General features: G+C 70.7%; 9 protein-coding genes and 1 pseudogene. All 10 read left to right on the top strand.

Annotation, left to right across the window (positions count from 1 at the left end):
• Nucleotides 1-38: 38 nt before the first annotated feature.
• Entirely contained in the window at nt 39-554 is a 516-nt protein-coding gene (locus tag IBL26_RS20535) for a TRAP transporter small permease (protein WP_187786384.1), read from the top strand.
• Nucleotides 551-1,870, top strand: a complete 1,320-nt coding sequence (locus IBL26_RS20530) for a TRAP transporter large permease (RefSeq protein WP_187786383.1) — start codon at nt 551-553, stop codon at nt 1,868-1,870. The genes IBL26_RS20535 and IBL26_RS20530 overlap by 4 nt, the downstream gene beginning before the upstream one ends.
• Before the next feature lie 126 nt (nt 1,871-1,996).
• On the top strand, nt 1,997-2,404 hold the full coding sequence (locus tag IBL26_RS20525) for a hypothetical protein (RefSeq protein WP_187786382.1): 408 nt from the start codon (nt 1,997-1,999) through the stop codon (nt 2,402-2,404).
• 106 nt (nt 2,405-2,510) lie between these two features.
• Nucleotides 2,511-5,162: a malto-oligosyltrehalose synthase gene (gene treY / locus IBL26_RS20520; protein ID WP_187786381.1), complete on the top strand. Its 2,652-nt coding sequence runs from the start codon at nt 2,511-2,513 to the stop codon at nt 5,160-5,162.
• A gap of 412 nt (nt 5,163-5,574) precedes the next feature.
• Entirely contained in the window at nt 5,575-6,651 is a 1,077-nt protein-coding gene (locus IBL26_RS20515) for a glycosyl hydrolase family 8 (protein WP_187786380.1), read from the top strand.
• Between the two features lie 200 nt (nt 6,652-6,851).
• A complete protein-coding gene (locus IBL26_RS20510; protein ID WP_187786379.1) occupies nt 6,852-9,026 on the top strand; it encodes a response regulator in 2,175 nt (724 codons plus the stop codon).
• Nucleotides 9,027-9,094: 68 nt separating this feature from the next.
• Nucleotides 9,095-9,841: a response regulator transcription factor gene (locus tag IBL26_RS20505; RefSeq protein ID WP_187786378.1), complete on the top strand. Its 747-nt coding sequence runs from the start codon at nt 9,095-9,097 to the stop codon at nt 9,839-9,841.
• A 67-nt stretch (nt 9,842-9,908) separates the two neighbouring features.
• The gene (locus IBL26_RS20500) at nt 9,909-10,694 is read left to right on the top strand and encodes an HD-GYP domain-containing protein (RefSeq protein ID WP_187786377.1); all 786 of its coding nucleotides are present in this window, start codon (nt 9,909-9,911) and stop codon (nt 10,692-10,694) included.
• A gap of 228 nt (nt 10,695-10,922) precedes the next feature.
• Nucleotides 10,923-11,678 carry an SDR family oxidoreductase gene (locus IBL26_RS20495; protein ID WP_187786376.1) on the top strand — a complete coding sequence of 252 codons (756 nt, stop codon included), beginning with the start codon at nt 10,923-10,925 and terminating at the stop codon, nt 11,676-11,678.
• Nucleotides 11,679-11,900: 222 nt separating this feature from the next.
• Nucleotides 11,901-12,146: pseudogene (locus IBL26_RS20490) on the top strand (hypothetical protein); the annotation flags it as partial.

Raw genomic sequence — 12,146 nt, 5'->3', positions numbered from 1 at the left:
CCCGCCACCGCGCGGGCGGCCCCTTGGTTGGAAAACGTATGACAGATGCTGTTGAGAAGCCCGGTCCCCTGCGCCGCTTCACCGCGGGCTACGGCACATTGCTGCAGATCCTGCTCGGGCTCACCGTCCTCATCCTGCTCTTCCCCGTCACCCTGCAGATCTTCTCCCGCTTCACCGCCATCATCCCCCACTACATCTGGACCGAGGAGATGGCCCGCTTCGGCCTGGTCTGGATGGTGATGATCGGCGCCATGCTGGCGGTGCGGGAAGGCACCCACTTCGTCGTCGATGTCTTCCCCCTCCTCACCCCACGCGGCAACGCGAAGGTGGAGCTGGTGGCCGGCACCTTCGTGCTGATCTTCTCGTTCGTCTTCCTGTTCTTCGGCTGGGAATTCACCGAGTTCGCCTTCTACCGCATCAGCGAGATGGCGGAGCTTCCCCTCTGGACGATCCACATCGCCTGGCCCCTGGCCGGCTTCTCCTTCGCCATCTTCAGCGCGGAACGCATGGTTGATGCCGCCCGCCTTCTCTCCCAACCGGAATCCCACGCATGAACGGCGCCTTGCTGACCCCGGGGATCGCGGCCGCCATCCTGTTCGGCTGCTTCTTCCTGCTGCTTGCCCTGCGCGTGCCCGTGGCCTTCGCCCTCGGCGTCGCCTGCCTGCCGATCATGCTGATCGAACCGCACCTCTCCCCCTTCATCGTGGTGCAGGAGACGTTCAACGCCTACAACAGCTTCATCCTGCTGGCCGTGCCCTTCTTCCTGCTGACCGCCAACCTGATGAATATCGGCGGCATCACGGACCGGCTGATGCTGCTCTCCCGAAGTCTCGTCGGCCACTTCCCCGGCAGCCTGGCGCAGATGAACGTCGTGCTGTCCTTCTTCTTCGCCGGCATCTCCGGCAGTTCCACCGCCGACGCCGCCAGCCAGAGCAAGATCTTCATCGAGGCCCAGCGGAAGGAAGGCTATGACGACAGCTTCTCCGTCGCCATCACCGCCGTCTCGGCCGTGCTCGCCGTCATCATCCCGCCCTCCATCCTGATGATCGTCTGGGGCGGCGTCCTCACCGTCTCCATCGGCGGCCTGTTCCTGGCCGGCGTCATCCCCGGCATCCTCATCGCCGGCGTGCAGATGGCCACCGTGCATGTCTATGCCAAGCGGCGCGGCTACCCCACCTATCCCCGCGCCTCGCTGCGGGAGATCCTGAACGCGCTGTTCATCTCCATCCCGGCGCTGATGACGCCCTTCATCATCATCGGCGGCAAGCTGTTCGGCTGGTTCACCGCCACCGAATCCGCCTGCATCGCCGTGCTCTACGCCGGCGCCCTCTCCCTGCTCGTGTACCGGGAGATGGACATGAAGGGCCTGTGGGACAGCCTGGTGGATTCCGGCCGCCTCGCCGCCATCGCCCTGTTCTGCGTCGGCACCGCCAGCGCCTTCGGCTGGCTGCTGGCCTATTACGAAATCCCGCGCGTGCTGCTGGAAGGCGTCATGGGCTGGAACCTCAACCAGTTCGGCACCGGCGTCTTCATCGCCTGCGTCTTCCTCATCACCGGCTGCTTCCTGGATGCCATTCCCGCCATCATCATCGTCGGCGCCATCCTGCAGCCGCTGACGATCTCCGTGGGCATGGACCCCATCCAGTTCGCCATGATCGGCATCGTCTCGCTCGCCTTCGGCCTGGTCACGCCACCCTACGGCATATGCCTCATGGTGGCCTGCTCCGTCGCCGGCATGCGCATGGCGGATGCGCTGAAGGACACCTTCATCATGCTGCTGCCCATGTTCGCCGTGCTGCTGCTGATCATCGCCTGGCCCTCCCTGGTGCTGTTCCTGCCCAGCATGATCTCGCCCGAGTTCCTCAACTGACGCACTCCGCGCCGCGCCCCGGGGCCGCCACGCCCCGGGCGCGGCCATGCTCGACAAGGCGGCATCCCATCCCGATACTGCGCAGCACAAGCCACCCCGCCGCACGCTGCAAGGATGGAGCGAGTCATGCTGAACGGCATCGCCCGGCTGCGCCCCGTCCCGCCCGGCGCCATCTACGCCGCCCTGCTGGCCGTCAGCTTCCTCAGCCCGATCGCGGATTCCCTGGCCGGCACCGCCTACGCCACCAGCATGACGTGGGCGGATCTCGTCGTCGCCTTCATCCTGGTGGGCCTCACCGCCTGGTGGTGCAGCGCGGATGCACGTCAGGGCGGCTACCGCCCGCCCGGCGGCCTCGCCCGTATCCTGGTGCTGCTGTTCATGCCGCTGGGCCTCGCGGTCTACCTGCTGCAGGCCCGCACCCTGCCACGGGCCGCCGGGGCCTTCATCCTGTTCATGGGTGGCCTGCTGGCCGCCACCGTCGCGGGGGGCGAGCTCGGCGACTGGCTGGTCCCCCCGTCCGCCGGCCTCGGCTGAGCGCCCGCATGCATCCCGGCCGCATTCCTTCCAACCCAGGCGCGAAGCTGCAACTTGCCCCCCTGCCCATGCGTCAAGCACCTGCCCGCGCGGAGAGACAGCCCAGATGACGCAGCCGACCATCACCACCACCCCGCGCGCGACAGCCCGCCTGCAGTTGCATAAGGGCTTCACGCTGGACGACGCGGCGGCCACCGTGCCGTACTACGCCAGCCTCGGTATCAGCCATCTCTACGCCTCGCCCATCCTCACGGCGCGCCCAGGCTCCACCCACGGCTACGACACCATCAGCCACGCCTCCATCAACCCGGAACTGGGGGGGGAGGACGCATTGCGCCGCCTCACCGCCACGCTGCGCCAGCACGGCATGGGCCTGCTGCTGGACATCGTGCCCAACCACATGGGCGTCGGCGGCCGCGGCAACGCCCCCTGGCTGGACGTGCTGGCCCATGGCCCGGACAGCCGCTACGCCAACTTCTTCGATATCGACTGGAATTCCGACGACCCCGCCCTGCGCGGCAAGATGCTCGCCCCCTTCCTCGGCCGCCCGTATGGCGAGGCCCTGGCGGATGGCGAGATCACCCTGGCCGCCGAAGGCCCCACCGGCCTCGCCGCCATCTATTACGACGACCTCTTCCCCATCCGCCCGCGGGACGCGCAGGCCATCCTCGCCGCCCCGGACGGCCTGGCGCCCTACGATGCCGCGACGCCCGAAGGCCGCGCCCGCCTGCACGCGCTGCTGGAGAAGCAGAATTTCCGCCTCTCCCACTGGAAGCTGGCGTCGGAAGAAATCAACTGGCGCCGCTTCTTCGACGTCACCGGCCTCGCCGGCGTGCGGGTCGAGGTGCCGCAGGTCTTCGACGAAGCCCACGCCCTGATCCTGCGCCTCTACGGCGAAGGCCTGATCGACGGCCTGCGCATCGACCATGTGGACGGCCTGGCCCAGCCCGGCGCCTATACCCGCAAGCTGCGCCGCCGCATGGAAGCCCTGGCCCCCCAGCGCCCCGCCGATTCCGCGCAGGGCGCCCCCTACATCCTGGTCGAGAAGATCCTCGCCCCCGGCGAGCCCCTGCCGCGGGATTGGCGCACGGACGGCACCACCGGCTACGACTTCATGGACCAGGTCGCCGCCGTGCTGCACGACCCGGCCGGCGAGGCCCCGCTCTCCATCCTGTGGCGGGAAGTCTCCGGCAGCCGCCGGGACTTCCCGGCCGAGGAACGCCTCGCCCGCCGCCAGATTCTGCGCGACAACCTCGCCGCCGAGCGCGAGGCCTGCGCCGTCGCCCTGCACCGCATCGCCCGCGCCGATCCCATGACGCGGGACGTGGCGCTGGCGCATATCCGCCGGGTGCTGACCGAGATCCTCGTTCACTTCCCGGTCTACCGCACCTACAACCGTGCTGGCCGCCCGTCCTCCCAGGATGCCACCATCCTCCTGCGCGCCGTCGGCGCCGCCCGCGCCACCCTGCCGGTGGACGACCACGCGGTGCTGGACCTGCTGCATCTCTGGCTGGGCGAGGAACGCATCCTCAACCTGCCCGCCGAGCAGCGCGCGCTGCGCCTCGTCGCCCGCACGCGCTTCCAGCAACTCTCCTCCCCCACCGCCGCCAAGTCGGTGGAGGACACGGCCTTCTACCGCTACGGCCGCCTGCTCTCCCGCAACGAGGTCGGCTCCCACCCGGACGCCTTCTCCCTGACGCCATCCGCCTTCCACACCGCCAACAAGGAACGGCTGCGGCAGGTCCCCGGCGCCATGCTCGCCACCGCCACGCACGACCACAAGCGGGGCGAGGATGTGCGCCTGCGCCTCGCCGCCCTGGCCGGCATGCCGGACGAATGGGCCGCCGTGCTGCGTGGCTGGATGGCCGCCAGCTCCCACCTGCGCGCCGACCTGCCGACCGGCCCGGGGCCGGAGCCCGCCGACGCCGCCATGCTGTTCCAGATGCTGGTCGCCTCCTGGCCCCTAGGCCTGCGCACCACGGACCGCGCGGGCATCGAGGCCTGGGTGGAACGCCTCGCCGGCTGGCAGCAGAAGGCCATGCGGGAAGCCAAGCGCCGCTCCAGCTGGGCCAGCCCGGACGAGGAATACGAAGCCGCATCGCTCGACTTCCTGAAAGCCGTGCTGGACGAGAAGCAGGAGCCGGAGTTGCTGGACAACATCGCCGCCTTCGCTGCCCGCCTCGCCCCGGCCGGCGCCACGCTCGGCCTGGCGCAGACCGTGCTGCGCTACACCCTGCCCGGCGTGCCGGACCTCTACCAGGGCACCGAGTTCTGGGACGAAAGCCTGGTGGACCCGGACAACCGCCGCCCGGTGGATTTCGCCCAGCGCCAGCAGGCCCTCAGCGCCGCCACCGCGCCACAGGCCCTGCTCGGCCAGTGGCAGGATGGCCGCGTCAAGCAGGCCATCATCCACCGCTTGCTGCAACTGCGGGCGGAGCTGCCCTCGCTGTTCCACCAGGGCGACTACACGCCGCTGATCGCCACCGGCCCGCAGGGGGAAGCCGTGTTCGCCTTCCTGCGCCGCCAGGGGCAGGATGCCATCCTGGTCGTCGCCCCGCTGCGCGCCGCGAGAGCCCCGGCCGAGCGCCCTGGCTTCCCGCCCGGCCACTGGCGCGGCACCACCCTGCACCTGCCCGGGGAGATCCAGGGCGACTGGCACGGTGTGCTGGACGACAGCACCTTCCGCCAGGGCCAGCGGCTGGAAGTCGATGCCCTGCTCGGCACCCTCCCCGTCGCCGTGCTGCGCCTGAAGGCCTGACTCCGGCAGCACTCGCCGCCACGATCCGACGCAACACCGGGCCAGCAGGACATCTGCTGGCCCGTTTTGCATGGCAGGCGAGGAACATGCGCGAAGCCTCTGAAAAGACGTGGTCCGGCCCCGCTCCAGGTGGCGATGCCGTGGTCACGGTTGTAAATTCGCCCACCCCACGGCGGCGGGGTTGTTTACACTATCCGAAAGAAAGAGCGGCTTGAGCGGCACCGCAAAAATTCATTCAACCTCTTGATAAAACACATTCTATCCGATCACCTCCCGTCAGATTATCTTACACATTCACGGATAGTTGTCCTTAATCCCTGCATCCTGCGCGTGCATAATCACCTTCAAGCACTTCATTCGGGTTGGCCTGCCAAACGGCATCGCAGCCCGTAGCCCAGCCAGGTGACGCAAGATGCGGACGATGACGCGGCGAGGTTTTGCAGCTCTGGCAGCCCTGGCGATCTGCGGCACCACGCGGTCGAACAAGGGCCACGCCGATTACCGCGCCGTCTCGCGCTCGCCCTCCAATGCCGAATGGGTCCTGTTCCGCGACCGCTTCGTCAGCCGCGAAGGTCGCGTCATCGACACCGGCAATGGCAACACCTCCCACTCCGAAGGCCAGGGCTGGGCCCTGCTGATGGCCGAGGCGCATGATGACCGCGCCACCTTCGACCAGCTCCTCGCCTGGACCCAGCGCGCCTTGAAGCGGCCGAACGACGCCCTGCATGCCTGGCAGTGGCGCCCCGACCGCGCCCGCCCGGTCGAGGACGGCAACAACGCCGCCGATGGCGACATCTTCATCGCCTGGGCCCTGCTGCGCGCCTCGCATCGCTGGCAGCGGCCGGAACTGCGGCAGATGGCCAGCGACATCTGCAACGACCTCGCCCGCCTCTGCGTCCGCACCATCGGCGGCCGCACCGTCCTGCTGCCCGCCGCCTTCGGCTTCGACCACCGGGACCACGTGGTGGCCAACCCGTCCTACTACGTCTTCCCCGCCTTCGCCGATTTCGCCGCCCTCGGCGGCGCCAACAACCCGTGGGCCGACCTGTACCGGGATGGCGTGGCCATGCTGCGCGAAGCCCGCTTCGGCCGCTACGGCCTGCCGCCGGATTGGGTCCGTCTGCCCCGCGCCGGCGGCCGCCCCAGCATCGCCCCGGGGTGGGAGCCGCGCTTCTCCTACGATGCCGTCCGCGTGCCGCTCTACCTCGCCTGGGCCGGCATGGCGCGCGAACCCGCCGCCACCGCCGCCGTCGCGTTCTGGACCCAGCCCGGCCGCGCCTTCCAGCCGGCCTGGGTCTCGCTGACGGACAACACCCCCGCCTCCTACCCGCTCAACTCCGGCCAGCAGGCCGTGGCGCGGGTGGCCGGCAACATGGCGCCCAGCACCGTGCCGCTCCCCTCGGTGGCCGAGGCGCAGGACTACTACGCCGCCGCCCTCACCCTGCTGTCGCACATCGCCATGGCGGAACGCCTTCCCCTGCTTGCCTGAGACATTATCCAGGCCCCTGCCCGGGCCCCCCCACCTGCGGCGCCCGCGAAATTACGGCGCAGGCAACGCTTATCTATTGCGGGCCGCTCCGTTCCGGCCGCACAAGCATCGCCTTAGCATCATGACTCCCCTCCTTGCCTGACGGCACGCCCAACGCGATCGCTGGCCCGGCCGTCCAGGCAACCGCCTGGCGGCGATTCATGCCCTCCGCCCGCCGCCTCGCCCCGCTTGCCCTGCTCGGCGCCATCGTCCTTTCGGCCGGCGGTGGCGTCTGGTTCTACCTGTGGCAGGACCGCGCGGCGACGGAGCGGCAGGTGCTGCGGGAAGCCGGCTCGCTGGCGGATACGGTGGCGGCGCAGGCCGGCGCCATCCTCGGCGGGCTGGAACAGATGCTGCTGGGCATCGACCACGCCGGCACCGCCGACTCACTGAACCTGCCCTCCGCCTTCCTCTCCGCCCTCTCGCAGCGGGAGCAAGCGGCACCGGACGATGTCGCCCTCGTCCTGCTCGGTGCGCAGGGCGACATCCTGCAGGCCACGCCGGAAAGCCGCCGGCAATTGCAGGGGGTCAGCCCCGCCGCCCTCGCCGGCCTCGCCGCCGCCCTGCCGGCCGAACCGCAGCGCCAGGCCCTGATCGGCCAGCCGCTGCAGGCCGCCGCCGGCGCCCTGCTGCCCCTGTCCCGGCGCATCGGGGATGGCAATCTGGCCGTGGCGCTGCTGCCGGTCCGCCTGCTGCAGGATTTCTACGCCCGCCTCCAGCTCGGCCCCGAATCCAGCGTCGCGGTGCTGGATCGCCAGGCCCGCATCCTCGCCCGCATCCCCGCCCTGCCACAGGCCATGATCGGCCAGCCGATGCCCAACGCCGCCAGGCTGGGCCCCTTCATCAGCCGGGCCACTAACTGGGACGGCATCAGCACCTCATCCCTGGACGGCGTGGCCCGCTACATGGCCGTTCGCCCGGTGCCCGGCTATCCAATCGTCGTTTCGCTCGGCCTCGCCAACAGCCCGGCCATCACCCGCTGGCAGCAGCGCGCCACGATGGGCGCCACCCTCACCGTGCTGCTCATCGCCGCCGCCGCCCTGGCCATTCTGCTGCTGGAGCGGGAGGCAAGCCGCCGCGTCGCCACGCAGGCCGCCGCCACCGCGCGCCTGCAACGCCTGGCCGACGGCGCCGCCGGCATCGCCACCAGGCCGGAACTCCCGGCCCTTCTCAGCTACATCGCCCGCCTGACGCGGGAGACGCTGGCCGTCCCCTACGCCTGCATCACCCTGCACGAGGACAGCACCGCACCGCAGGTCACCTTCTCCAACGACCCCGACAATCCCCTCCCCCAGGACATCCTCTCCGCGCTGGAGGCCTGGAGCCCGCGGGAGGACGCCTTGGTCCCCCACGCCGTCCCGGCCACCCAAGGCCTGCCAGCCCGCCTCGGCATCGCCATGCGGCGGGAGGATGGCGCCCCCCTCGGCACCCTCACCGTCGCCAGCCGCGCCTGTCGCTTCTCGGCGGATGAGGAAGCGGTGCTGGCGCAACTGGCCCGGGTGGCCGGCATCGCCATCACCAACCGCCGCCTGCTCGCCGCCGCCCAGCGCGCGGCGCAGGATGCCCGCACCGCCCGTGGCCGCATGGAACGCCTGCTGGAAGCCATGGAGAACGGCTTCGTCGCGCTGGATGCCGCCTGGCGCATCACCTACGCCAACGCCGCCGCCCGCCACCTGATCCAGCAGGGCGGCGGGCTGCGGCCGGACGGCGGGCTGCCCGTCGCCGCCATGTGGGATATCTTCCCGCACCTGGTGGACCTGCCGTTGTTCGAGCATCTGCACGCCGTCGCCGCCACCGGCCAGCCCCGCAGCTTCGAGCAAGCCTTCGAGGACGGCCACTACCGCCTCAGGTTCAACGCCTTCGCGGCGGGCGACGGCGTCGGCGTCTTCTTCAGCGAAATCCCCGCCACCCAGGACCAGCCGGCCGACCCCACGCCCGCCCCGCCCGAGCCCGCCCCCACCCAGGAGCACGTTCTGCTGGTGGAGGATGAAGCCCCGCTGCGCGCCCGCCTCGCCCAGCAGCTCGGCCGCATGGGCTACCGCGTCACGGCGCTGGAAGACGGTCCCGCCGCCCTGGCGGCGCTGGACCAGGGCCTGCACCCGGACCTGCTGCTGTCGGACGTCATCATGCCCGGCGGCATCAGCGGCCCCCGCCTCGCCGCCCTGGCGCGGGAACGTCTGCCCGGCCTGCGCGTTCTGTTGATGTCTGGCTATGCCCTGAGCGAGGAGGACCACGATGCCGCCGGAGAAGCGATGATGGCCAAGCCCTGCGACCCCGCCACCCTGCTGGCCCGCCTGCATGGTGCGTTGCACGGGCCGGCCCCACGCCCGGCATAATTGCAAAGCCCAAGACCTCATACACCCAGAGGTTGGTAAAGCGCTCGTGAAGCGCTAGTCTGCGCCGCATGGGCAGAGCGTCCACAGCCGCAACCGGGCCAGAACCCGCCGCGCGCCGGCCAGCGCGCGCGCAGCAGCGCGTCCGCGTCCTGCTGGTCGAAGCCGATCCCGCCATCGCCGCCAGCCTCGCCGGCATCCTTGAGAACGCCGATTTCGACGTCCGCATCGCCGGCAGCATCGCCGCCGCCCGCGCCGCCGACCTCGATGCCGCCCGCATCGCCCTGGTGGATCTCTCCCTGCCCGACGGCAGCGGCCTGCTGGTGTTGCGGGACATCGCCGGCCGGCGGGATCGCGGCGTCATCATGCTCTCCACCCAGGACTCGGAGGCGGACCGTGCCGCCGGGCTGGAACTCGGCGCCGACGACGTGCTCACCCCGCCCTTCCCGGCGCGGGAGACGGTGGCCCGCCTGCGCGCCCTGCTGCGGCGGCTGGAGGACCCCGACCCCTCCATGTCCAGCATTGAGGCCGCCGACGTGCTGCTGGACCCGCAACGCCAGCGCCTGCTCGGCCGGGACGGGCGCGAATACCGCCTGACCGGCGCCGAGGCCGGGCTGCTGGAAATCATGCTCGCAGCGCCGGACAGGGTGGCGGAGCGTTCGCTTGTTGCCAAGCGTGTGCTCGGCTATGCTCTGCAACCTCAGCAACGCGGCGTGGACCAGTTCGCCTCCTCCCTGCGGCAGAAGCTGCTGCGGGCCTCCGGGGGCCGCATCCGCGTCACGGCCGTCCGCGGCCGCGGCTACCGCTTGGTCTGGTAGCGCCATTTCAGGCCGCATCCCGGCCCGGCTCGCCTCCACCAGCGCTCAGCCAGAAGAGGCGCCTTCCTTGACGTCAGTTGCCCCGACTGGCCCCCGCCAGCCTGAACGGGAAGCGCCGTCACCCGGCCTTCGCCCCGCCACGCCCACCGCCCCCCACCCCGACCCTACCGGCGACGGCACCCTCTCCCGCCAGAGCGTCCGCCTGCTCGCCGCCATCCGTGAACACCACCCGCCCACGGCCGACCACTCCATCCGCGTCGCCACCGTCATGCTGGCCATGGCCGAGCACCGTCCCGGCGTCATCGGCGACCCCGCTTTGGTGGTCTCCGCCGGGCTGATGCACGACCTCGGCAAGCTCTTCGTCCCCACCGCCGTGCTGGACGCCGCAAGGCGCCTGACGCGGGAGGAGATGGAGATCATCCGTGCCCATTCCGCCGGCGGCGCCCAGACCCTCGCCTCCCTGCGCTTCCCGCCCCAGGTCATCGCCACGGCGCTGGACCACCACGAACGCTGGCAGGGCGGCGGCTACCCCAGCGGCAAGGCGGGGGACAGCATCATCCCCCTCGCCCGCGCCGCCTGCGTCGCCGATTCCTTCGTCGCCATGATCGAGCCCGGCCGCGCCTACCGCCCCCGCCTGACAGTGGCCGAGGCGCTGGCCGAGGTGGAAGCCTGCTCCGGCACCCAGTTCGCCCCCAGCTTCGCTCGCCTGCTGGTCGAAGGCCTCGGCCCCGCCTTCCGGCAGGAACTAGGGCTGGATGCCGCGCCCGGCCAGTGGCGCCCGCGCGCCGGCCAGGGCCTCCTGCTCTCCCACCGGCTGGAAAACGCCCTCGGCCTGCCACCCTGCCCCTGGTAGGCGCCAGCCCGCCCACGCAATTCCGCCGAAAAGCCAGGATCACGCCGCCAAATCCGCCCACGGAGCATGGCGCCGCGCCGCGCGTGAACGCATCATGGCCTTATGGCCGCGGCTGTGGGAATCGCCGCGCGGCCAGATACCAGGCCCCGCCCTGGGCCGCCGGCAACGGCGTGGCCAGGGGGTGGGTGGCAAACCTGGGCCATACAATCCTGAAGGGGAAACGTCCGCATGGCTGAATCGAAAATCGCCGTCGTCACTGGCGCCGGCAGCGGCGTCGGCCGCGCCGCCGCGCTCGCCCTGCTCGGCGCGGGTTGGAGCGTGGCCCTCGCCGGCCGCCGCGCCGATGCGCTGGAGGCCACCATCGCCGAAGCCGGGGATGCCGGCACACGCTGCCTCGCCGTGCCGACCGACGTGGGCGATGCCGCCTCCGTCGCCGCGCTGTTCCAGGCGGTGGAGCAGAAGTGGGGCCGGCTGGACCTGCTGTTCAACAATGCCGGCCGCGGCGCCCCCGCGGTGGATGTGGACGAGCTGAAGCTGGAAGACTGGTTCGGCACCGTCGCCGCCAACCTGAACGGCGCCTTTCTTTGCGCCCAGCAGGCCTTCCGCATCATGAAGCACCAGAAGCCGCAGGGCGGCCGCATCATCAACAACGGCTCCATCAGCGCGCACACGCCGCGCCCCTTCTCCGCCCCCTACACCGCCACCAAGCACGCCATCACCGGCCTGACGAAGTCGCTCAGCCTGGACGGCCGGCGGTGGGACATCGCCTGCGGCCAGCTCGACATTGGTAACGCCGCCACCGAGATGACGCAGCGCATGACCAACGGCGTGCCCCAGCCCAACGGCACCATGATGGTGGAACCCCGCATGGACGCCCGCCATGTGGGTGAGGCCGTGCTGCACATGGCCTCTCTCCCGCTGGATGCGAACGTGCAGTTCATGACCATCATGGCGACCAAGATGCCCTTCGTCGGCCGCGGCTGACGCCACGGGGCCGGGGTCTCCCTCCCGGCCCCTCGCACCGCAGGCCCACGCCAAGCGGAAGCGAAAGCATAAATACAACCACCACGTTTCTCGCCGCATCGCAGTACAGATCAGCACACGCCGATTTTTCCTGCTTAAGCCGCAAACAAACACCCGCTCGCCCGTTGACTAGCCACACGACGAAACTGCGTCGTCGCAATAAACATCAACGGGAGACTACGCATGCGCACGAAATCGACCGCACTGGCACTTGCTGCTTCTCTCCTCGTCGCCCCCGTCGCCATGGCGCAGACCGCGCCGCAGCCGGGCACCGGCAGCAACTCGCCCACCACGGCCCCGGGCATGAACCCGCCCCCGGCCACGACGCCGCCCTCCACGACGCCGCCCGCCACCGCGCCCGGCACCATGGGCACGGCGCCCGGCGCCACCGGCAGCACGACCGCAGCCCCGGGCACAGCCCCGAGCGCA

Source organism: Teichococcus aerophilus, from assembly GCF_014490485.1.
GTDB lineage: Bacteria > Pseudomonadota > Alphaproteobacteria > Acetobacterales > Acetobacteraceae > Pseudoroseomonas > Pseudoroseomonas aerophila.
This window is presented reverse-complemented; position numbering and strand designations above follow the sequence as displayed.

Coding starts and splice junctions, on each gene's coding strand:
- IBL26_RS20515 (WP_187786380.1), top strand. CDS start 5,575: ATGCGGACGATGACGCGGCGAGGTTTTGCAGCTCTGGCAGCCCTGGCG.
- IBL26_RS20510 (WP_187786379.1), top strand. CDS start 6,852: ATGCCCTCCGCCCGCCGCCTCGCCCCGCTTGCCCTGCTCGGCGCCATC.
- IBL26_RS20495 (WP_187786376.1), top strand. CDS start 10,923: ATGGCTGAATCGAAAATCGCCGTCGTCACTGGCGCCGGCAGCGGCGTC.
- IBL26_RS20530 (WP_187786383.1), top strand. CDS start 551: ATGAACGGCGCCTTGCTGACCCCGGGGATCGCGGCCGCCATCCTGTTC.
- treY (WP_187786381.1), top strand. CDS start 2,511: ATGACGCAGCCGACCATCACCACCACCCCGCGCGCGACAGCCCGCCTG.
- IBL26_RS20525 (WP_187786382.1), top strand. CDS start 1,997: ATGCTGAACGGCATCGCCCGGCTGCGCCCCGTCCCGCCCGGCGCCATC.
- IBL26_RS20535 (WP_187786384.1), top strand. CDS start 39: ATGACAGATGCTGTTGAGAAGCCCGGTCCCCTGCGCCGCTTCACCGCG.
- IBL26_RS20505 (WP_187786378.1), top strand. CDS start 9,095: ATGGGCAGAGCGTCCACAGCCGCAACCGGGCCAGAACCCGCCGCGCGC.